At 69.1% G+C, this 20,969-nt stretch carries 22 protein-coding genes; 13 read left to right on the plus strand and 9 right to left on the minus strand.

Features of this window, described 5'->3' with window-relative positions; all coding sequences use genetic code 11:
- Positions 1-687 precede the first annotated feature (687 nt).
- Both ACWGJY_RS08480 and dusB read right to left on the minus strand, forming a co-directional pair.
- Entirely contained in the window at positions 688-1,260 is a 573-nt protein-coding gene (locus ACWGJY_RS08480) for a MarR family winged helix-turn-helix transcriptional regulator (RefSeq protein ID WP_453260016.1), read from the minus strand.
- 370 nt (positions 1,261-1,630) lie between these two features.
- Entirely contained in the window at positions 1,631-2,758 is a 1,128-nt protein-coding gene (dusB, locus tag ACWGJY_RS08485) for a tRNA dihydrouridine synthase DusB (protein WP_453260017.1), read from the minus strand.
- Positions 2,759-2,912: 154 nt separating this feature from the next.
- Here dusB and ACWGJY_RS08490 point away from each other — a divergent pair, with 154 nt between their 5' ends.
- Positions 2,913-4,367 (plus strand): MFS transporter, encoded by a 1,455-nt coding sequence (locus ACWGJY_RS08490; RefSeq protein ID WP_453260018.1) that lies wholly within the window; start codon positions 2,913-2,915, stop codon positions 4,365-4,367.
- A 276-nt stretch (positions 4,368-4,643) separates the two neighbouring features.
- Here ACWGJY_RS08490 and ACWGJY_RS08495 read toward each other — a convergent pair whose 3' ends face one another.
- Complete coding sequence (locus ACWGJY_RS08495; protein ID WP_453260019.1) at positions 4,644-5,696, minus strand: MmyB family transcriptional regulator; 1,053 nt, start codon at positions 5,694-5,696, stop codon at positions 4,644-4,646.
- A 122-nt stretch (positions 5,697-5,818) separates the two neighbouring features.
- Here ACWGJY_RS08495 and ACWGJY_RS08500 point away from each other — a divergent pair, with 122 nt between their 5' ends.
- The 3 genes from ACWGJY_RS08500 to ACWGJY_RS08510 all read left to right on the plus strand — a co-directional run bounded on the left by ACWGJY_RS08500 (position 5,819) and on the right by ACWGJY_RS08510 (position 9,627).
- Positions 5,819-7,333 (plus strand): MFS transporter, encoded by a 1,515-nt coding sequence (locus ACWGJY_RS08500; RefSeq protein ID WP_453260020.1) that lies wholly within the window; start codon positions 5,819-5,821, stop codon positions 7,331-7,333.
- 254 nt (positions 7,334-7,587) lie between these two features.
- Complete coding sequence (locus tag ACWGJY_RS08505; RefSeq protein ID WP_453260021.1) at positions 7,588-8,592, plus strand: aldo/keto reductase; 1,005 nt, start codon at positions 7,588-7,590, stop codon at positions 8,590-8,592.
- Positions 8,593-9,045: 453 nt separating this feature from the next.
- Entirely contained in the window at positions 9,046-9,627 is a 582-nt protein-coding gene (locus ACWGJY_RS08510; RefSeq protein WP_453260022.1) for a TetR family transcriptional regulator, read from the plus strand.
- 523 nt (positions 9,628-10,150) lie between these two features.
- Here the strand turns inward: ACWGJY_RS08510 and ACWGJY_RS08515 are convergent.
- Both ACWGJY_RS08515 and ACWGJY_RS08520 read right to left on the minus strand, forming a co-directional pair.
- Positions 10,151-10,426, minus strand: a complete 276-nt coding sequence (locus ACWGJY_RS08515) for a DUF2087 domain-containing protein (protein WP_453260023.1) — start codon at positions 10,424-10,426, stop codon at positions 10,151-10,153.
- Positions 10,427-10,616: 190 nt separating this feature from the next.
- On the minus strand, positions 10,617-11,057 hold the full coding sequence (locus ACWGJY_RS08520; protein WP_453260024.1) for a MarR family winged helix-turn-helix transcriptional regulator: 441 nt from the start codon (positions 11,055-11,057) through the stop codon (positions 10,617-10,619).
- Between the two features lie 89 nt (positions 11,058-11,146).
- Between ACWGJY_RS08520 and ACWGJY_RS08525 the strand changes: the two genes are divergently transcribed.
- Positions 11,147-11,521 carry a cupin domain-containing protein gene (locus ACWGJY_RS08525; protein ID WP_453260135.1) on the plus strand — a complete coding sequence of 125 codons (375 nt, stop codon included), beginning with the start codon at positions 11,147-11,149 and terminating at the stop codon, positions 11,519-11,521.
- A 192-nt stretch (positions 11,522-11,713) separates the two neighbouring features.
- Here ACWGJY_RS08525 and ACWGJY_RS08530 read toward each other — a convergent pair whose 3' ends face one another.
- A complete protein-coding gene (locus tag ACWGJY_RS08530) occupies positions 11,714-13,096 on the minus strand; it encodes a glycine--tRNA ligase (RefSeq protein ID WP_453260025.1) in 1,383 nt (460 codons plus the stop codon).
- Positions 13,097-13,318: 222 nt separating this feature from the next.
- On the opposite strand from ACWGJY_RS08530, the gene ACWGJY_RS08535 reads away from it, so the two are divergent.
- From ACWGJY_RS08535 to ACWGJY_RS08570, 8 genes are all read left to right on the plus strand, one after another.
- On the plus strand, positions 13,319-14,281 hold the full coding sequence (locus ACWGJY_RS08535; RefSeq protein ID WP_453260026.1) for a metal ABC transporter substrate-binding protein: 963 nt from the start codon (positions 13,319-13,321) through the stop codon (positions 14,279-14,281).
- A gap of 113 nt (positions 14,282-14,394) precedes the next feature.
- Entirely contained in the window at positions 14,395-15,174 is a 780-nt protein-coding gene (locus ACWGJY_RS08540; RefSeq protein ID WP_453260027.1) for a metal ABC transporter ATP-binding protein, read from the plus strand.
- Between the two features lie 79 nt (positions 15,175-15,253).
- The gene (locus tag ACWGJY_RS08545) at positions 15,254-16,153 is read left to right on the plus strand and encodes a metal ABC transporter permease (RefSeq protein WP_453260028.1); all 900 of its coding nucleotides are present in this window, start codon (positions 15,254-15,256) and stop codon (positions 16,151-16,153) included.
- Between the two features lie 209 nt (positions 16,154-16,362).
- The gene (locus ACWGJY_RS08550) at positions 16,363-16,791 is read left to right on the plus strand and encodes a Fur family transcriptional regulator (protein WP_453260029.1); all 429 of its coding nucleotides are present in this window, start codon (positions 16,363-16,365) and stop codon (positions 16,789-16,791) included.
- 139 nt (positions 16,792-16,930) lie between these two features.
- On the plus strand, positions 16,931-17,257 hold the full coding sequence (locus ACWGJY_RS08555; RefSeq protein ID WP_453260030.1) for a WXG100 family type VII secretion target: 327 nt from the start codon (positions 16,931-16,933) through the stop codon (positions 17,255-17,257).
- A 68-nt stretch (positions 17,258-17,325) separates the two neighbouring features.
- On the plus strand, positions 17,326-18,069 hold the full coding sequence (locus ACWGJY_RS08560; protein WP_453260031.1) for a hypothetical protein: 744 nt from the start codon (positions 17,326-17,328) through the stop codon (positions 18,067-18,069).
- Between the two features lie 27 nt (positions 18,070-18,096).
- Positions 18,097-18,498, plus strand: coding sequence for a hypothetical protein (locus tag ACWGJY_RS08565; RefSeq protein ID WP_453260032.1), 402 nt, complete (start codon positions 18,097-18,099; stop codon positions 18,496-18,498).
- Positions 18,499-18,560: 62 nt separating this feature from the next.
- Positions 18,561-18,869: a hypothetical protein gene (locus tag ACWGJY_RS08570; RefSeq protein ID WP_453260033.1), complete on the plus strand. Its 309-nt coding sequence runs from the start codon at positions 18,561-18,563 to the stop codon at positions 18,867-18,869.
- A gap of 131 nt (positions 18,870-19,000) precedes the next feature.
- On the opposite strand, the gene ACWGJY_RS08575 is transcribed toward ACWGJY_RS08570, so the two are convergent.
- From ACWGJY_RS08575 to ACWGJY_RS08585, 3 genes are all read right to left on the minus strand, one after another.
- Complete coding sequence (locus tag ACWGJY_RS08575; RefSeq protein ID WP_453260034.1) at positions 19,001-19,819, minus strand: isoprenyl transferase; 819 nt, start codon at positions 19,817-19,819, stop codon at positions 19,001-19,003.
- Positions 19,820-19,869: 50 nt separating this feature from the next.
- On the minus strand, positions 19,870-20,616 hold the full coding sequence (gene recO, locus ACWGJY_RS08580) for a DNA repair protein RecO (RefSeq protein ID WP_451441850.1): 747 nt from the start codon (positions 20,614-20,616) through the stop codon (positions 19,870-19,872).
- A 115-nt stretch (positions 20,617-20,731) separates the two neighbouring features.
- Positions 20,732-20,944, minus strand: coding sequence for a hypothetical protein (locus ACWGJY_RS08585; RefSeq protein WP_453260035.1), 213 nt, complete (start codon positions 20,942-20,944; stop codon positions 20,732-20,734).
- Positions 20,945-20,969 lie beyond the last annotated feature (25 nt).

Genomic DNA, 20,969 nt, shown 5'->3' on the forward strand with positions numbered 1-20,969 from the left:
AGTAATCACGCGTTCAGCGGTACCTTCATTACCTGAATGCATCACTGCGCTACGCATCCGAAAATGGCAAGTTGTGCTACTCACTGCGACGAATGGAGTAATAAGTCGAACACATGAAGCGTGGCACCCGGTGCCGTCATTGGAGAGATGGAGCCCCACGCGAGACGCTCATCTGAGCGCACCCCCTATCAGAGGTGGCGAGAATCACGCGCTCATGTGTGACCCGGTCCCATCATTTGGACCCTCTTCGGCCGCTCGACCGACCACCTGATCACGGAATGCGTCCACCAAGACGCCCGCCCACACCCGTACGGCGGGCAGATCGGCCCGCAATTCGGCCACCCACCGCGCCGGGTCGGCCCCGGAGGGAACTGCACCCCCAGGGCCGCAGACGAAGGCCTGCGAGGCGACGTCATCGCGCGCCCGCTCCCGCGCGCCCGGGGTCGGCTTCGCCTCGATCCAGGCGTTCCTCCGCACCACCGACCGACGACCACCGAGCACCGACCACCGAGCACCGAGCACCGAGCGTCAGGAGCAGGATCAGGTCATAGTTCTCGGCCGCCGGGAAGGCCACTTCGCCCTCCGGGCTCGTATACCGCTCGGCCGGCCGTTCGCCCGCGTGGCCCGTGGTGGGCAGCTGGTCGTGGACGACGGCCAAGGCCCCCGTAAGGGACCTTCTGCCCTCTCTCACCCCTTGGCGCGTCGTCCGCTCCGCCGTGGCCGGGGGTCCTGGCCGTCCAGCAGTTCCAGGCGCCGGTCCGCACCGTGGGTCTCGACCTGCACCACGACCCGGCGCAGCAGATCCGCCAGGTCCAGCGCCTCGTCGTCGCTCAACCCCTGGGTGACAAAGACTTCTTCGGCGTTGAACTCCGGGAAGACCCGGATCATCAGCCGCTCGCCCTCGGGGGTCAGGGTGAGCAGCGCGAGCCGGCCGTCGTCCGGGTGGCCCTTGCGCTCCATCAGGCCGCGGGCCTGGAGGGTGCGGGCGACGCCGGTGAGCGTGCCCTTGGAGATGCCGGCCTCCTCGGCGACCCGGCGGGTCTCCTTCTCGCCGCCGATCCACACCACCCACAGCACGACGAAGGAGGTCCAGGTCAGCTCGGCGTCGCGCAGCACCGAGTTCTCGAAGTGCTGCCGTACGGCGGCCGCGGCGCGGTAGATGCTCGCGACCGCGGCCATCTGCTCATGGCGGACGGGGGTATCGCCGAGCTTGGCCTGCACGGCCTTCTCCGTGTCCCCGGGGGAACGGTGTCCGCTCACCACAGCATCTCCCTCAGCGTCGCTCCGGTCCCCGCCTGCCGGCCCTTGCCGCCCGCCGCGTTGCGGAACGCCGGAACGCCGGATCGCTAGATCGCCGGATCGCCGGATCCGTGACCAGCGCGGCGAGCTGCCGCGCCCGCATCCCGTACACCGCACCCATACCCCGTACGGACTCAAACGGTATCGCCGTCCCTGCCGACGCGCCCCCACGCGTGCGCCGACACGCCCTATGACGTACCGACGACGTACCTACGACATGCCTACGGCGCGCCTATGACGCTGCTGCGGCGCTGCTATGGCGCACCTGCGGGATGCGCGGCGGCTCGGCCCGGCCGACGGGTCCCGGCCGAGGCGCTCCGACGGGCCCGGCTCAGCCGCCCGACGTGTCCAGCTCCGCGTCCGCGTCCACGCCCGCGCAGTCGTAGGGGTCGTCCAGCCAGCCGTCCGGCAGGACCACCCGGTTACGGCCCGACGTACGACCGCGGGGGCCGTCCGCACCCACCGGCCACGGCTGGTCGAGGTCCAGCTCCGACAGCAGCGCATCCAGCTCGTCGAGGGAGGAGGTGACCGCGAGGCTGCGGCGCATCTCGGAGCCGATCGAGAAGCCCTTGGTGTACCAGGCGACATGCTTACGGAAGTCGATCACGCCGCGTGCCTCGTCACCGATCCACTCGCCGAGCAGGGTGGCATGCCGCAGCATCACGGCGGCGACCTCCTTGAGGGTGGGCTGCGCGTAGGTCCCCGTCCCCTCGAAAGCCGCCACCAGGTCCCCGAACAGCCACGGCCGCCCGAGACAGCCGCGCCCGACGACCACCCCGTCGCAGCCGGTCTCGCGCATCATCCGCTGTGCGTCCCCGGCCGACCAGATGTCGCCGTTGCCGAGCACCGGGATCTCCGGAACATGCTCCTTGAGGCGTGCGATGGCGTCCCAGTCGGCGGTACCGCCGTAGTGCTGGGCCGCGGTCCGCCCGTGCAGCGCGATCGCCGTGACGCCCTCCTCTGCCGCGATCCGCCCGGCGTCCAGGTAGGTGATGTGGTCGTCGTCGATGCCCTTGCGCATCTTCATCGTCACCGGCAGCGCGCCCGCGTTCGCCACCGCCTCGCGCAGGATCGAGCGCAGCAGGTTCCGCTTGTACGGCAGCGCCGAGCCGCCGCCCTTACGGGTCACCTTCGGGACCGGGCAGCCGAAGTTCAGATCGATGTGGTCGGCGAGGTCCTCTTCCGCGATCATGCGGGCGGCCTTGCCGACGGTGTCCGGGTCGACGCCGTACAGCTGGATCGAGCGCGGCTTCTCGGTCTCGTCGAAGTGGATCAGCTGCATGGTCTTCTCGTTGCGCTCGACCAGCGCCCGCGTCGTGATCATCTCGCTGACGAACAGGCCCTTGCCGCCGCTGAACTCCCGGCACAGCGTTCGGAACGGGGCATTGGTGATTCCGGCCATGGGCGCGAGCACCACGGGCGGCTGCACCGCATGCGGACCGATCTGCAGCAGAGTCATGACGGCAATACCTTCGGCTTTCTTCGGCTTCCTTCGACGGGGCGGACGGGCCGCGGCCGTACAGGCAGTCCGGCCGCTGCGATCTCCCATTGTCCCGCACCGCGCGAGTGGCCCGGCCAGGGCCGGGCACCAAGGATCGTTGTAGCGTTCAACCATGCCTGATCTCAGCCGTCGACGGCGTCTCCTGGTGCTGGCGATCTGCTGTATGAGCCTGCTGATCGTCAGCCTCGACAACACCATCCTCAACGTCGCCCTGCCGTCCATTCAGCGCGAACTGCACGCCTCGGTCTCCGGCATGCAGTGGACGATCGACGCCTACACCCTGGTCCTGGCGTCGCTGCTGATGCTGGCCGGCTCCACCGCCGACCGGCTCGGCCGGCGCCGGATCTTCCTGGTCGGTCTGGTGGTCTTCGCCGTCGGCTCGCTGCTGTGCAGCCTGGCGCCCGGCCTGGAGTGGCTGGTGGTCTTCCGGATGGTGCAGGCGGTCGGCGGCTCGATGCTCAACCCCGTCGCGATGTCGCTCATCACCAACACCTTCACCGAACCACGGGAGCGCGCCCGTGCGATCGGGGTGTGGGGCGGGGTCGTCGGCATCAGCATGGCGGCCGGGCCGGTGATCGGCGGGCTGCTGGTGCAGACCGTCGGCTGGCGCTCGATCTTCTGGATCAACGTCCCGATCGGCGCGCTCGCCTTCTTCCTGACCCTGCACTACGTCCCGGAATCCCGCGCCCCCAGGCCGCGCCGCGTCGACCCGGTCGGCCAGCTGCTGGTGATCGCGCTGCTCGGCTCGCTGACATACGCGATCATCGAGGCCCCGAACGCGGGCTGGACGTCCCCCGAGATCCTGACGTTCACGCTGGTGGCGGTGGCATCCCTGGCCGCTCTGATCGGCTATGAGCGACGGCGGCGTGAACCCCTCATCGACCTGCGGTTCTTCCACAGCGCGCCGTTCAGCGGGGCCACGATCGTGGCGGTCTGCGCCTTTGCGGCGCTGGCCGGCTTCCTCTTCATCAACACGCTGTATCTGCAGAACATCCGCGGCCTGTCCGCTTTGGCCGCCGGGCTCTACATGCTTCCCATGGCCGGGATGACGCTGGTCTTCGCGCCGTTGTCGGGGCGGCTGGTCGGCAGCCGGGGGCCCCGGCTGCCGCTGCTGCTGGCCGGTACGGCGATGGGGGCGAGCGGGCTGCTGTTCGCGGCGTTCGACGCACAGTCGAGGAACCCGCTGCTGTTCACCGGCTATGTCCTGTTCGGCATCGGATTCGGCCTGGTCAACGCGCCGATCACCAACACCGCGGTGTCCGGTATGCCGCGCGCCCAGGCGGGGGTGGCCGCCGCCGTCGCCTCCACCAGCCGGCAGGTCGGGCAGTCGCTGGGCGTCGCGGTGATCGGCGCCGTACTGGCCGGCGGGGCCCATGCCGCCGCCACTGCGGACGAGTTCCTCGCGGCGGGCCGCCCGGCGTGGTGGATCATCGCCGGCTGTGGCGCGGCCGTCCTGGTGCTCGGCGCCCTGACCACGGGCCGCTGGGCGAAGGCCACGGCGGACCGTACGGCGACGCTGTTCGAGGACGAGGCACCCGGGTACCGGGCGACGGGGGTGGGGTCGTAGGGGTGGGGGCGTGGGGGCATACGGGTGGCGTCGCAGGGGCGCGGTCGTACGGGCGCGGTCGTGGGGGTGGGGTCGTGGGGGTGGGGTCGCAGGGGGCTGCGTCGGGGGTGGGGCTCCACCGCAGGCAGACTTCGGCTCCCCCCACCCCCGAACCCACCCCCCGCCCCCTCCCCCGAAGGGGGAGAGGGGGAGGGGGCGGGGGACGCGCTGCGGAGGGCTCCCCGCCGTCTGCTCCTGGCTGCTCCCCGCCACTCCCCGCCCAATCCGGCCGTACGGTCACACCGCGACCAGCGCCGACGCTTCCGCTCCCGCCTCCGCCTCCGCTTCTGCCGCCAACTGCTCCAGCCGTTCCCGGGACGTCTCGTCCACGGGTGTGTAGGACAGCAGCTTGGGGCCGGGGTTGGGGCCCGTCCACAGGCTGGCGGAGGACAGTTGCAGCACCCCCACCCGCGGATGCCGGAAGAGCTTGACGGAACTCATGGGGCGGATGACCTCATGCTGCGCCCAGATCTCACGGAACTCGGACGATGCCTCCATCAGCCGCGCGACCAGCGCCTTCCAGGCGGGCTCCGCGACATGCTCGGCCATCGACGCCCTGAACTTGGCGGCCATCACCCGCATCGTGGCGTCCAGATCGATCACGCTCGACCGCCACCCGGGATGGGTGAACGCCAGCCACATGCAATTGCGGTCCCCTTCGGGCAGCGCATCGAGATCGCACATCAAACGGCCGTACGTGCTGTTGTAGGCGAGGATGTCGAACCGGCTGTTCTGGACGACCGCGGGGAACGGCTCCAACTGGCGAAGTATCAGGCGCAGTTCGCGCGTGACGCCCGCGCACTCCGTACCCGGCATCGGGTCTACCGCCCCGGCCAGCGCGAACAGATGGCTGCGCTCGGCCCGGTCGAGCAGCAGCGCACGGGCGACCGCGTCCAGGACCTGCGGCGATACGTGGATGTCCCGGGCCTGTTCCAGCCAGGTGTACCAGGTGACCCCGACCGCGCCCAGGTGCGCGACCTCCTCGCGGCGCAGACCGGGGGTACGGCGTCGGGCGCCCCGTGGGAGCCCGACCTGCTCGGGCGTGATCCGCTCCCGCCGGCTGCGCAGAAAGGCGGCCAGCTCGGCCCGGCGGGCGGCATCATCGCGCGGGGCGGAACCGGGCCGTGGAGTGGTGCCGGACTGCGGGGCAGTACCGGGCCGTGGGGCAGTACCGGCCTGTGGGGCAGTACCGGTCTGTGGGGTGGTGTCCCGCGGGGCGGTGCCGGGCCGCGGGGCGGCGGGGCCACCACGGCCTGTGGCAGTCTGCGTCAGGGGCATGTCCACGGTCATGCCTCCAGCGTGCCGCAGACCGGAGCCGGTTGCCAGGTAGCGCCGGTACCAGGATAAGAACACTCTGGTACCAGCCTGAGCGGTCGACGATCGTCGAGTCCGTGAGCGATACCCGAGCACAGATGACCACCACGGAAGCCACGGCCGCGATCCTCGAGACCCCGGGCATCCTTCCGGATGCCGCGACCCCGAAAGCCCCGGCGAACCCGGCGGCCCCGGCCGCATCCGGCCCCGCCCCGCAACGGCACCCGGCGACGACCGTCCTGACCCCGCTCGGCCTGCTGACCGTACTGCTGGGCGCGGCCCTCCCCATGATCGACTTCTTTATCGTCAATGTCGCACTGCCGACCATCGACCACGATCTGCACGCGGGGCCCGCGACGCTGGAGATGGTGGTGGCCGGTTATGGCGTCGCCTACGCCATGCTGCTGGTGCTCGGCGGCCGGCTCGGCGACATGATCGGCCGGCGCCGGCTGTTCCTGTGGGGGCTGGCCACCTTCGGTCTGACCTCGCTGGCCTGCGGCCTCGCTCCGGATGCCGGGACGCTGGTGGCCGCCCGGGTCGCCCAGGGCGCCGCAGCCGCGCTGCTGCTGCCGCAGGTGCTGGCCACCATCCAGGCCACGACCACCGGCAAGCGGCGCGCCAAGGCCGTCAGCCTCTACGGCGGCACGGCCGGTGTCGCCAGCGCCGTCGGCCAGGTGCTGGGCGGGCTGCTGGTCTCCGCCGACCTGGCAGGCACCGGCTGGCGCGCGGTCTTCCTGGTGAACGTCCCGTTCTCCGTCGCGGCCTGGCTGCTGGCCGCCCGTACGGTCCCCGAGACCCGCTCCCCGCACCCGAGCCGGGTGGACGGCCCCGGGACCGCGCTGCTCGCCGCCACCCTGATCACCCTGCTGCTGCCGCTGACCGAGGGCCGGGCGGCAGGCTGGCCCGTGTGGTCCTGGATCCTTCTGGCCGTCTTCCCCTTTGCCGCCACCGCGTTCATCCTCATCGAGCACCGGGCCGAACGCGCCGGCCGTACCCCGCTCGTCCCGCCCTCGCTTCTGCGCATCCCTTCCGTGAACAGCGGACTCACCATGATCGTCCCGTTCACGCTGGGCTTCGGCGGCTTCATGTTCGTGGTCGCCGTCGCTCTCCAGAACGGCCTCCACTACGGTCCGCTCGCGGCCGGGCTGTCCCTGGCGCCGCTGTGCGTCACGTTCTTCCTCGCCTCGCTCGCCGGTCCGCGGCTGGTGATGCGGTTCGGGCGGCGGGTGGTGGTCGCCGGTTCACTGATCCAGGGCACCGGCCTGCTCGGCCTGGCGCTGACCGTGCACACGGGCTGGCCCGGGATATCGGTGGCCGGACTCGCGTCGAGCATGGCGGTCCTGGGCTTCGGGCAGGGCATGGTGCTGCCGGTACTGATGCGCATCGTGCTGAGCGAACTGCCGGTGGCGCAGGCGGGCGCGGGCGGTGGCGTCATGGTCACCACCCAGCAGTCCGGCCTCGCCCTGGGCGTGGCCACCCTCGGCACCCTGTTCCTCGCGCTGATGCCGTCCATCGGCATCCGCGACGCACTGCTCGCGGCCCTGCTGACGCAACTGGCCATCGTCGCGGGCACCACGGCACTCGCACTGCGCCTGCCCCGCACCGTGCGCTGACCTGCGCTGACCTGCGCTGACCTGCGCTGACCTGCGCTGACCTGCGCTGACCTGCGCTGACCTGCGCTGACCTGCGGGAGAACGACAGGAGAATCGAAGGGATCAGGGGTCAGCTCACACATGACGACTGACAGATATTGAAATCTGTCAGTCGTCATGCCATAGTGAATGCGGGGCAACCTCCCTGCCCCATCCCCTCCCTGCCCCATCCCCTCCCTCTCTCCCCTCCCCCTCCCGTCCGTCAGGAGCACGCAGTGCAGACCCGTACCCTCGGCACCACCGGCCCACAGACCTCCGCCCTCGGCCTCGGCTGCATGGGCATGTCCGCCCTCTACGGCGACAGCGACCGCAGCGAGTCCCTCGCCACCCTCCACGCCGCCCTCGATGCGGACATCACCCTGCTCGACACCGGCGACTTCTACGGCATGGGCCACAACGAACTCCTGATCAACGAGGCCCTGCGCACCGCGCCCGCGGCGGCCCGTGAGAAGGCGCAGATCAGCGTCAAGTTCGGTGCCCTGCGCACGGCCGAAGGCGGCTTCACCGGCTATGACGGCCGGCCGAACGCGGTGAAGAACTTCGCCGCGTACTCCCTCCGGCGCCTGGGCACCGACCTCATCGACATCTACCGGATCGCCCGGATCGACCCGGACGTGCCCATCGAGGAGACCGTCGGCGCCATCGCCGAGCTGGTCGAGGCCGGGCACGTCCGGCACATCGGCCTCTCCGAGGTGGGTGCGGAGACCCTGCGCCGGGCCGCCGCCGTCGCCCCGATCTCCGACCTCCAGATCGAGTACTCCCTCATCTCCCGCGGCATCGAGGAGGCGATCCTGCCGGCCGCCCGCGAACTGGGCATCGGCATCACCGCCTACGGCGTCCTGTCCCGCGGCCTGATCAGCGGCCACTTCAGCCGCGACCGCAAGCTCGCCGCGAACGACTTCCGCGGTATGAGCCCGCGCTTTCAGGGCAAGAACCTCGACCGCAACCTCGACCTGGTGGACGCGCTGCGCAAGATCGCCGAGCAGAAGGGCGCTTCGGTCGCCCAGACCGCCATCGCATGGGTGCTCTCCCGCGGCGAGGACATCGTCCCGCTGGTCGGCGCCCGTAGCCGCGACCGGCTGACCGAGGCGCTCGGCGCCCTGGACGTCACCCTGGATGCCGACGATCTGGCCGCGATCGAGCGCGCGGTCCCGGCCGATGCCGCCGCCGGCGACCGTTACCCCGCCGACCAGATGGCCCATCTGGACAGCGAGCGCTGACCGCAGAGCCCGTGGGCACGACGGCCCCGTGCACACCGCGCTCCTGTGACCACCGTGGCCCCGTGAGCACCCTGAGGCCGGGTGACCACCGCGGCCCGGATCTCACCATGGCGCGGTGACCGCTTGAGGCCCGGTGACCACTTGAGACCCGATGCCCACTTGATGTCCGCCGACCACCGAGGCCCGGTGAGCACCATGGCCCAGTAACCACCATGGCCCAGTAACCACCATGGTCCAGTAACCACCATGGTCCGGTAACCATCGAAGCGGATGCGGGGAACGGCCAGGTACCGTCCGTACGTACCCGCGCACGGATCCGGCGTACGTACACACCGGCGACCGCCACCGGCACCCACCGGCACAGCGCCACCGGCACCCACCGGTTGTGCCACCCGGAACCGGAGCCCCGCGCCGGTCCCGTTCCGCCCTCTCTCCGAAAGGCCGACCCGCCCCATGCCGCCCGAGACGTTGACCCCTGAGCGCATCCTCGAAGCCACCGAGGAGGTACTGCGCCGCTACGGCCCGGCCAAGGCCACGGTGGTGGATGTGGCGCGCGCCCTGGGCGTCAGCCATGGCAGCGTCTACCGTCACTTCCGTACGAAGGCGGCACTGCGGGACGCCGTCACGGAGCGCTGGCTGGACCGTACGAGCAAGGAGCTGTCGGTCATCGTCACGGCCGAAGGACCGGCTCCGGAGCGTCTGGACCGCTGGCTGACCGCCCTCTTCGAGGCCAAGCGCCACAAGGCCGGCGGCGATCCCGAACTGTTCGCCACCTATATGACGTTGATAGGCGAAAGCGGCGGCGTGGTCGACCGCCACGTCACCGATCTGGAAGCCCAGCTCACCACCATCATCGAAGCCGGCGTCAGCGAGGGCGCCTTCCACACCCCCTCCCCCACCACCACCGCCCGCGCCGTCTTCAACGCCACCGGCCGCTTCCACGACCCGTGTTACGCCCCCGAGTGGACCCGCCCCGAGATCACCACCGACTTCGAAGCCGTCCGCGGCCTGGTCCTGCGGGGCCTGCGGGGCTAGAGCGTGCGGACTCCACCGCGTGCTGTGCTCTCACCAGCGTGCTGTGCTCTCACCAACACGCTGCCGGCGCACGCAAGCACAGGCGACGCGAAAGGGCCGGCAAGCGCACCCCTGTCCGTAGCCGGCACCGGTGTCCCCGATAGGGACGGTGGTGTGCATCTGGGCGCGCTGGGCCGCCGGGAGGAGGCGACCGGCGAGGAGCGCGGTGAAGAACCGGTCCCCGCCCTGACTCACCCCTCTTCCTCCCCTTCCTCCCCTTCCCCCCTCTTCACCCCTCGACCTCGTCGGCGGTGCGCGTGAGCGGCTATTGATCGCCGCGCAGATAACGAGTGATCATGTCCACCAGTTCGTTCTCGAACGTCTCGACCGGGATGGTCCTCGGGTCGGCCATGAGCTTGTGCGTGTTCAACTCCACTGTCGTCACGAGCAGCTCGGCGTACGCCTCGTACCGCGGCAGGCGCCGCCGGGACGGTCGGAGCGGCGCCCTGGCAACCGGGGACGGGCCGGGGCCGGCGAATTCGCGCTACCCGGCCCTCCGATAGCTGCTGCCGTCCCTGGGCCGGGTCAGCAACCCCGCCACGACGAGGTGGCGGCGCAGCGCCGAGCAGTCTTCGTACACCGTCAGCAGCGCCTCGTTGACGTCGCGTTCGCTGTACGCTCGGTCCCGCTCGAACAGGGTCTCCGCGAGATGTACGAGCAACTGCTCGCGGCGGGCGGTCTTTCGCGGGATCGCGGTCAGCCGTCCCCGGGAGAACAGGGCGGCCACCCCCTGTGTACCGCTGGATTCATGGTCAGTCATGCGAGAAGCCTCCCGTGCCGCCCGCTCCCGGACAACGGATTTTCCCGGCGCCCCGGCACCCCGGCACCCCGGCGGCGACGGCGAGCGGGCCCCGCCCGCGCCCTCTCGGGACTCGTCACCCGCCCTCTCGGGACACGTCACCCACCCCCAAGTCACCCCCTGCCAGAATTCGCCAATCAGCTCAATCAGCTCACCAGACGGGCCGGATCGGCCCGTTCGGTGCGAGGCGGGCGAGGTCGGCGGCGAGCGCGCCGAAGCGTTCGGCGCCGAGGGTCTCCTGCCACGGGACGACAGCCGCTCGGGCCGCCTCGTCGGCGGCGCGGGTCGCGGCCCAGCCGCGCTCGGTCAGCTCCAGGAGCCGGGCGCGGGCGTCCTGGGGGTGCGGCCGGCGCAGCACATATCCCTTGTGGACCAGCTCCCCGACCAGTTGGGCCGCGGCCTGCTTGGTGAATCCCAGGTGTTCGGCCAGATCGGCGGTGGTGACGCCGCCCCGGGAGATCCGGACGAAGGCGAAGCCGTGCACGGGGCGCAGGTCCGCGAATCCCTGCTCGGACACACGGGTGTGAATCTCCTGCACCAACTGTCCGGACAGCGCAAGCACGAGGGTGGAGAAGGACAGGGCGTCATCCATGCCTTGACTATAACTGGGCAAGGCGCTTGTCTATATAGACAAGCAGCTTGTCCATCAGGGGCGAGATGCACCTCTTCGGGGAGTCCGGCATGCCCTTTGTCCGCAGCAACGAAGCCGTCGTCCACGAGGTCCACGGGGCCCGCTTCGTCTCCTACGTCCACCCGGCCACCGGCAGCCGGGATCTCGCGGCATGGCGTTGCGAGGTTCCGGTGGGGTCGGTGCCCCCGGCCCATGTGATCAGCCACGAGGAAACCTTCTATGTCCTGTCCGGCCGGCTGCGGTTCTCCATCGACGGTGAGACCGCCGAACTCGGCCCCGGCGATGCGGCGGTGGCCCCCGTGGGCTCCGCACTCGCGGTGGCCAATCGGACCGACGAGCCGGCGCAGATGTGGGTCACCACCCGCACGGGGCTGACCGCCGAGCTGCCCGACGGCAGCAGGATGGCGCCGCCGTGGGCCAACTAGGCCAGTTCGCACGCCGGTTGACGCATCTCGGTTGACGCATCTCGGTTGACGCACCTCGGTTGACGCACCTCGGTTGAAACACCCCGGCTGAAGCCAAAAGCGCCGGCCCGGCCCGGAAAGAAATCCGGGCCCGACCGGCGCTTGAGGTCTCACCCGGGGCACCACCGGGAACCGGCGCCGCCCCGCGAAGGACTAGCAGCCGAGCAGCCGCGCCCCCAGGTAGGCCTGGATCTGGTCCAGGCTGACCCGCTCCTGCTTCATGGTGTCGCGCTCGCGCACGGTCACCGCGTTGTCGTCGAGGGTGTCGAAGTCGACCGTGACGCAGAACGGCGTGCCGATCTCGTCCTGGCGGCGGTAGCGGCGGCCGATCGCGCCCGCGTCGTCGAACTCGATGTTCCAGTTCTTGCGCAGGTCCGTGGCCAGCCCCTTCGCCTTCGGCGACAGCTGCGGGTTACGGGACAGCGGCAGCACCGCAACCTTGACCGGCGCCAGGCGCGGGTCGAGCTGCATGACGGTGCGCTTCTCCATCTTGCCCTTGGCGTTGGGCGCCTCGTCCTCGATGTACGCGTCGAGCATGAAGGCGAGCATCGCGCGGTTCACACCGGCCGCCGGCTCGATGACGTACGGAGTCCAGCGCTCGCCGGCCTCCTGGTCGAAGTAGGAGAGGTCCTGGCCGGACGCCTTGGCGTGCGCGGACAGGTCGTAGTCGGTGCGGTTGGCCACGCCCTCCAGCTCGGAGAACTCGGTGCCGCCGAAGTTGAAGCGGTACTCGATGTCAGCGGTGCGCTTGGAGTAGTGCGAGAGCTTCTCGGCCGGGTGCTCGTACCAGCGGATGTTCTCCTCGCGGATGCCGAGGTCGCGGTACCAGTTCCACCGCTCGGCCATCCAGTACTCCTGCCACTTCTCGTCCTCGCCCGGCTTGACGAAGAACTCCATCTCCATCTGCTCGAACTCACGGGTCCGGAAGATGAAGTTGCCGGGAGTGATCTCGTTGCGGAAGGACTTGCCCATCTGCGCGATGCCGAACGGCGGCTTCTTGCGGGAAGTCTGCTGCACCTGGGCGAAGTTGGTGAAGATGCCCTGGGCGGTCTCGGGGCGCAGGTAGGCGACCGAGGCGGTGTCCTGGGACGGGCCGAGGTGGGTGGAGAGCAGGCCGGAGAACTGCTTGGGCTCGGTGAAGCCGCCCTTGTTGCCGCAGTGCGGGCAGTTCACGTCGGCGAGGCCGTTCGCCGGGAGCCTGCCGTGCTTGGCCTCGTACGCCTCTTCCAGGTGGTCCGCGCGGAAGCGCTTGTGGCAGGAGGTGCACTCGGTGAGCGGGTCGCTGAAGGTGGCGACGTGGCCGGACGCCTGCCAGACCTCGGGGGCCAGGATCACCGACGAGTCGAGGCCGACCACGTCTTCGCGCGAGGTGACCATGGCACGCCACCACTGGCGCTTGATGTTCTCCTTGAGCTCGACGCCCAGCGGACCGTAGTCCCAGGCAGCGCGGGAGCCACCGTAGATCTCACTGCAGGGGTATACGAAGCCACGGCGCTTGCTCAGGCTGACGATGGTATCGATCTTGTCGGCGGCCACGGTGCTCTCTTCATTACGACGACGAACGATGGACGGGCGGCGCCCTGACGCCTCAACGAGGGGTGGTGACCGGGAGACGGGTGGGCGAATAGTTCAGGGTACCGGCGGCCGTACCCCCCGGATCAAATCGGTTCCGGATCAAATCCGGCCCACTGTCGCCCCGCTCACACCCACCCCACCCCTTGTTGACAATCGTTTCCAACTTTGTTGAAAATGAGTGTCATGAACATACGCCGTCACATATCCACCGCGGCCCTCGCCGGAGTCTCGGTGATCGCGCTGCTGGCCCTCTCCGCCTGCTCCCCCGCCGGCGGGGTCCGCACCGAGGACGGCAAGCTGCGAGTGACAGCGTCCTTCTACCCCATGGAATTCCTCGCCCGGCAGATCGGCGGGGGGCACGTCGAGGTGACCGACCTCACCAAGCCCGGCGTCGAGCCGCACGACCTGGAGCTCACCCCACGGCAGACCGGCGAGCTCGGCGAGTCCGGCGCGATCGTCTACCTCAAGGGCCTGCAGCCCGCCGTGGACGCCGCCGTCGCACAGTCCGGCAACAAGAACGTCGCCGACGCCGCCTCGTTCACCTCCCTCGAAAAGCACGGCACCGAGGTCGACGGCCACCACCACACCACCGGCGACAACCACTCGCACTCCGAGGCCGAGGGCGGCAACGACCCCCACATCTGGCTCGACCCCGTGAAGTACGCCGAGGTCGCCAGGGGCGTGAACAAGACCCTCGCCAAGGCGGACCCGGGCCACCGGGCGGACTACCAGAAGAACACCGATGCCCTGGTGACGAAGCTGGACGGACTGGACAAGGACTTCCGCAACGGGCTGAAGAAGCGGTCCTCGGACACCTTCCTCACCACCCACGCGGCCTTCGGCTACCTCGCCGAGCGCTACGGGCTGACCGAGGAGGCCATCAGCGGCCTCGACCCCGAGTCCGAGCCCAGCGCCCACCGCATCAAGGACCTGCACACCCTCGCGAAGGAACACCACGTCTCCACGGTCTTCTTCGAGACGATCGCCAACCCGGCCACCGCCAAGGCCCTGGCCGGTGACCTGCACCTGAAGACCGATGTCCTCGACCCGCTGGAAGGGATCAACGACAAGTCCCGCGGCCGGGACTACTTCGGCGTGCAGCGCTCCAACCTCGCCGCGCTCCAGAAGGCGCTCGGCAGCAAGTGACGGCACCAACAAATGACGGCACGAGCAAGTCACGGCACGAGCAAGTGACGGCACCAACAAATGACGGACACCAGTAAGTGACGGACACCGCACAGCACGTGACGGAGGTCACCATGAATCACTCGCCCGCCCAGCCGGTCATCGACCTGCGCGGGGCCACCGCCTCCCTGGGCGGCCGCCCCGTGCTGCGCGGCATCGACCTGACGGTGCACACCGGCGAGGTCGTCGCGCTGCTCGGCGCCAACGGCTCCGGCAAGTCCACCGCCGTCCGCTCCGTGATCGGTCAGGTCCCGCTCACCGGCGGCGAGCTGGCCCTCTTCGGCACACCGTTCCGGCGGTTCAGGCAGTGGGCGCGGGTCGGGTACGTACCGCAGCGCACCACCGCGGCCGGCGGCGTCCCCGCCACCGTCCGCGAGGTCGTCACGGCCGGCCGGCTGGCCCGTACGAAGCTGGGCCTGCTGCGCAAGGCCGACCGGGCCGCGGTGCACCGCGCCCTGGAGCTGGTCGGCATGGCGGACCGCGCCCAGGACTCCGTGAACGCGCTCTCCGGCGGACAGCACCAGCGGGTACTGATCGCCCGCGCGCTGGCCGGCGAGCCCGAACTGCTGATCATGGACGAGCCGATGGCCGGCGTCGACCTGGCCAGTCAGGAGGTGCTCGCCTCCGCACTGCGCGAGCAGGTCGGCCGCGGCAGCACGGTGCTGCTGGTGCTGCACGAGCTGGGCCCGCTGGAGCCGCTGATCGACCGCGCGGTGGTACTGCGGGACGGCTGTGTCGTCCACGACGGCCCGCCGCCCGAGGCCGTGGGCCAGCATGCGCTGCCCGGCCATGACCATGTCCACCCACACGCCGGTGTGGCCGCGGAACCGATCCGGACGGGGCTGCTGAGCTGATGCCGCGATCTTCGGGGGACGACCCCCGCATCCCCAGCCGACACCCGAGCACCGGCTCACTTTCGCGAGGTCGACCGACATGGAAATCCTGAACTACGCCTTTATGCAGCGGGCCTTGATCGCCGCCCTGATCGTCGGCGTCACCGCCCCCGCCATCGGCATCTACCTCGTCCAGCGCCGCCAGGCCCTGATGGGCGACGGCATCGGCCATGTCGCGCTCACCGGCGTCGGCCTGGGCTTTCTGCTCAACACCAGCCCGGTGTGGGTGGCCACCGCCGTCGCCATCGCCGGCTCCGTGGTCATGGAGCTGATCCGCTGGTACGGCAAGACCCGCGGTGACCTCGCGCTGGCCATGCTGTTCTACGGCGGTATGGCGGGCGGTGTGATGCTGATGAACCTCTCCGACGCCGGCTCCAACGCCAACCTCGGCACCTACCTCTTCGGCTCGATCACCACCGTCTCGCCGCAGGACATGACGACGATCTACGTCCTGGCCGCGCTGGTGCTGGCGATCACGATCGGGCTGCGCCGTCAGCTGTTCGCCGTCTGCCAGGACGAGGAGTTCGCTCGGGTGACGGGCCTGCCGGTGCGGCTGCTCAATCTGCTGGTCGCCGTCACCGCCGCGGTCACCGTCACCGTCGCCATGCGCGTCGTCGGTCTGCTGCTGGTCAGCGCCCTGATGGTGATCCCGGTTGCGGCCGCCCAGCAGATCAGCCGCAGCTTCGCGGTCACCTTTGCGGTGGCCGTCGCGATCGGTGTCGCGGTCACCCTTACGGGCACCGCCACCTCGTACTACGTGGACGTGCCGTCCGGCGCCACGATCGTGCTCTTCGCCATCGCCCTGTTCGTGATCTTCACGGCGCTCGCCGCACCCCTCGCGAAAAAGCGCGCCAGGGCTGCCGCTGAGGACGCCAAGGGGTGCACTCTGGAGGTACCCCACGGCCGCTCCGCCACGGACGAGGTGAGCGTGGCCGGATGAGTACGGGTGGAGAGGTGCGGGCCGATAGCTTTCGGCAGACGGAGGTAACGGATGTAGGTGCCGGAGTCCGTGCAGAGGTAGGTGCCGGAGTCCGTGCAGAGGTACGTGTAGATGTACGGGTAAGCGTTCCACCGGTGGTCCGGTCATCACCTGGCACAATGGCGGGACGCACGTGCAGGGGGAAGTCCTGACGTCCTAGGGAGGCAACGGTGGCGACGAGCGCGGGATCTCCGGTACGCGGCCGGTCGACGCGGCAGCGGACCGCGGTGTCGGCCGCACTCGACGAGGTCGACGAGTTCCGCAGTGCACAAGAGCTGCACGACATGCTCAAGCACCGCGGCGACTCGGTCGGACTGACGACCGTCTACCGCACGTTGCAGTCGCTCGCCGACGCCGGCGAGGTCGATGTGCTGCGCACCAGCGAGGGCGAGGCGGTCTACCGCCGGTGCAGCACCGACGATCATCACCACCACCTCGTGTGCCGCGCCTGCGGCAAGGCCGTCGAGGTCGAGGGCCCCGCCGTCGAGAAGTGGGCCGACCAGATCGCCAGCGAGCACGGCTTCCAGGACGTGGCGCACACCATCGAGATCTTCGGGACCTGCGGCGAGTGCGCGGCTCAGGCCGCAGTCGAGCAATAGCGGTCAAGAATGCTGCATAAGAACGGGCTGCTCCGACCACGAGGCAGCCCGTTCATCATATGTACGCCATTGTGATCCTGTAGGGTTCACGGCCGGACTGCACCACCCTGGTGTTCCTCTCTATTTCCGTGGGGGCCGTGTGTCTTTTGAAGTTCAGCCAGCCGACCTTTCTGCATTTTCCAAGCAGCTGGAAAGGGCTGCGGCCGATGCGAATCACGCCTTGGACTACACGCGGCGTGAATGCTCGATCGGCACTTTCGACAAGGGGCCGATCTCGGCTTTGGCGAGCACCTTCGGAGGCGGCCATGACGGCGTCATGGCCAACGTGGAGTCCGCACTGAAGAAGGTGCATCACATTCTGGAGTCCTCGCAGCGGGAGATGGCGCGCAGCTCGTCCTACTACGAGCACACCGATCGCAGTGAAGCTTCGGAGCTGGACTCCACTTATCCGGCCTCCAAGCGATGACCGAGGATTCCATTTCTTCACCATACGCATAGTCGACTGCACGCAGCAGAAGCTCACAGGGGACCGGTTTGAGTTTTCAGGATGTGTCAGAGCCGACCAGCAGGCTCGTCAAGCCCCAGGTTGACGGAGACAAGGAGGAGCCGGGGTCCCTCTATCGCGATCTGACGTCCTACGGCGATGCACTCAGTCCGTCTGCGATGATCAGCAAGGGGCTGGAGCTTGCCTTCGATTTCAATCCGGTGGATGAGGCGAAGAAGCTACTCGGGGGAAATTGGGAAGAGTACGCACAGTGCGCCAAGGCATGGGGGGCGTTGGGGAATTTCTGTGCCGATCTCTCGGAGAACCTGGAGTCCGGCAACAAGGCACTCGATGCCACCTGGTCGGGGAATGCCGCAGACTCGGCATATACCTACGTCGACACGCTGGCCAAGGACATCTCCGCCATGAAGGAGTCCTTCGACGGGCTCAAGGAGCAATATCAGCAGGTGACGGAGGCCGTGTGGCATGCCGCGGAAGCCTGCGGCGATCTACTGAGCGGAATTCTCGACCTTGCGCTGGTTGCGGCCATTACGGCTGCTGCCGGAGCTGCCACCAGCTTCACGTTGTTCGGGCCAGTCATCGCGGCAGGTGCTGTCGCCGCCGAGGTCGTAGCAATGATCAATCTCTGGGGAAAGCTGACAGTGCTGGTAACCGAGGTGCAGAGCATTGTCAGCGGCTCGGTGGGAACGGTGGTTCAGCTGACCCGCTTCCACGCGGCGAATATGGAGAAATTTCCCCTGCCCGGAAAGGGATACGACAACCCGGCGGTCTGAACGAGCCGAGTGAGGATGGGAAAGCCGATGAGCAAAAATGACGATGAACCCCGCGTAGGCGATGACGAGTTCGTGCCTCTCACCCGCGATCCCGCCATGGCTCGCGTCCTGAGGAAGCAGCTGGAGGTGCTGGCCGACGGCAAGGGCGGCCAAGTACTGGCGGAGATGGCCCGAGAGGTCCTGTCGGGGCGGATTGGACTCCGCGAAGCAGTACAGGTCGGCGCCTACGAAGAAGAACTCGTACGAAACGTCGGCACGTTCCAGCAGAAGTGGGACGAGATGTCGGCTGAGGAGCGCGCACACGCCGAGAAGGAGGGCACCAAGTTTCTGGAGGAGCAGCGTGCGGAAATTGAGCAGGAGCGCCGTGAACGCGGGCGTGAGACGCAGGCCAAGAGCCGGCACAGTGCGGGTACGTTCAGCGCGTACTAGCGCGGCCCTTCCCCGTATGACGACCCCGGTATGACGACTGCGCGGCGAAGCTGGAGGATTTGATGAGTTCGGAGCTGCCGGATCTCGACCCGTCGTCCGCGGCGGACGAAATGGCACTGCGGGAGCGAGGGCAATTCACGTCCTTGCTTCTGGGAGCCGGCGTACTGATCCCCTTGGGACTTGTCGTCATGGCGGTGATGACGGGGAGGCATCTGTGGGTGGTCCTGCTCAATCTGGTGGGCATGTACGGCGGCCTGTTCGTCATGGTGCGAGGCTGGCGGCACGATCGCGCGCGGCTGGTCAACGTGGGCGGCTGGCTCATGGCCGGGTCGCTCGCGTTGTGTCTGGTGGTGTTGTCCCTGTTGGCGTGAGGGACAACACCACGACCAAGAGATGACGTCGCCCAACGGCGTACGCACGGAACGGGCCGCCCCGGTGACTGGGGGCGGCCCGTTTCGCGCGTACGGACACCTCTGCGCGCGGGCGCGCGCCCGCGGACGCCTTATGTGGCCGACTGCCCATTCGGCTCCGGAGCGGCGCCGAAGCGGCGGTCCCGCTTTGCGTACTCCAGGCACGCGTCCCACAGGTTCCGGCGGTCGAAGTCCGGCCAGAGGATGTCCTGGAACACCATCTCGGCGTAGGCGCTCTGCCAGATCAGGTAGTTCGAGGTCCGCTGCTCACCCGACGGCCGGACGAAGAGGTCCACATCCGGCATGTCCGGGTAGTACATGTACTTCGCGATGGTCTTCTCGTTGACCTTCGACGGGTCCAGCTTTCCGGCCCGTACGTCCGCGGCGATCGCCGCGGCCGCGTCCGCGATCTCCGCACGACCGCCGTAATTCACGCAGAAATACAGCGTCATTGCGTCATTGTTCTTGGTCTGCTCCTGGGCGACCTGGAGCTCCTGCACCACGGACTTCCACAGCTTCGGCATCCGGCCGACCCACCGGATACGGATACCGAGCGCATCCATTTCGTCCCGGCGCCGCCGGATCACATCGCGGTTGAAGTTCATCAGGAAGCGGACCTCGTCGGGCGAGCGCTTCCAGTTCTCCGTCGAGAAGGCGTACAGCGAAAGGTTCTTCACGCCCATCTCGATGCAGCCCTTGAGGACGTCCATGACGACGCCCTCGCCGACCTTGTGGCCCTCCGTGCGCGGCAGCCCGCGCTCCTTGGCCCACCGGCCGTTGCCGTCCATGACCACGGCCACATGGTTCGGGACGAGCTCACCGGGGATCTTCGGCGGCCGTGCACCGGAGGGGTGCGGCTCGGGCGTCTCGTACTCGCGCCGATTGCGGCCCAGAATCCCGCGTCGTGCCATGCGGCCCACTTCTCCTATGTGTCGCTTCGGGGGGTCGGTGTGTGATTGCTCTATTGCTCTACGTACCGGAGGGAGCGCAGGCCCCGCTCCAGATGCCAGTGCAGATACGCCGTGACCAGCCCGCTGCCCTCCCGGGCATGGCGGGCCTCGCAGGCGTCCGCGGTCTCCCAGTCGCCGGTCAGCAGCGCGCTGAGGAGCCCGATGGCCTCTGAGGAGGGTACGACGCTTCCGGGCACCCGGCAGTCGCCGCATATCACCCCGCCCGACGCGACCGAGAAGAACCGGTTGGGGCCGGGCAGCCCGCACCGCGCGCAACTGTCGAAGCTCGGCGCGTAGCCGTTGACGGCGAGCGAGCGCAGCAGGAACGCATCGAGGACGAGGTGCGGTGCGTGCTCGCCGCGGGAGAGCGTCCGCAGACCGCCCACCAGCAGCAGGTACTGCTGTACGGCCGGCTCGCCCTCGTGGTCGGTGAACCGCTCGGCGGTCTCCAGCATGGCCGTGCCGGCCGTGTAGCGGGCGTAGTCGGTGACGATCCCGCCACCGTACGCGGCGATCGTCTCGCTCTGCGTACACAGCGGGAGCCCGCGCCCGACGAGCTCGCTGCCGCGGGCGTAGAACTGCACATCGACGTGCGAGAACGGTTCCAGCCGCGCCCCGAACTTCGACTTGGTGCGCCGTACGCCACGGGCCACGGCACGGACCCGGCCGTGGCCGCGGGTGAGCAGCGTGATGATCCGGTCCGCCTCACCCAGCTTCTGGGTGCGCAGCACGATGCCGTCGTCGCGGAACAGACTCATGCGGCCATTGTTCCGCATGGCGGGGGCTCCGACGCTGTCGGCTGTCCTTGGGGACACTGTCGGCTGCCCTTGCGGACACTGTCGGCTGAGTTTTGTCGGGTGCGGTGCCGCTCCGCTAGGGCCGTTCGCCCCGCGTCTGCTCCGCCAGCGCCGTGGTCAGCTGGCGGGCGACCTCCATCGAGCAGCGGCCCAGCTCGACGAGCGGCGGCATATAGCGATGCGCGATCGATACGGGGTCGGGGCGGAGGGACGGCAGGACGACCCCGGCCCGGGCGAGCGCCTCCCGCAATTCCGTCGTGACGGTTTCTACTTCTTTGAACTGGTGCATGGTCGCCTGCGCCTTTCGCGAGGGG

The sequence above is a fragment of the Streptomyces sp. NPDC054765 genome (genome assembly GCF_053612065.1).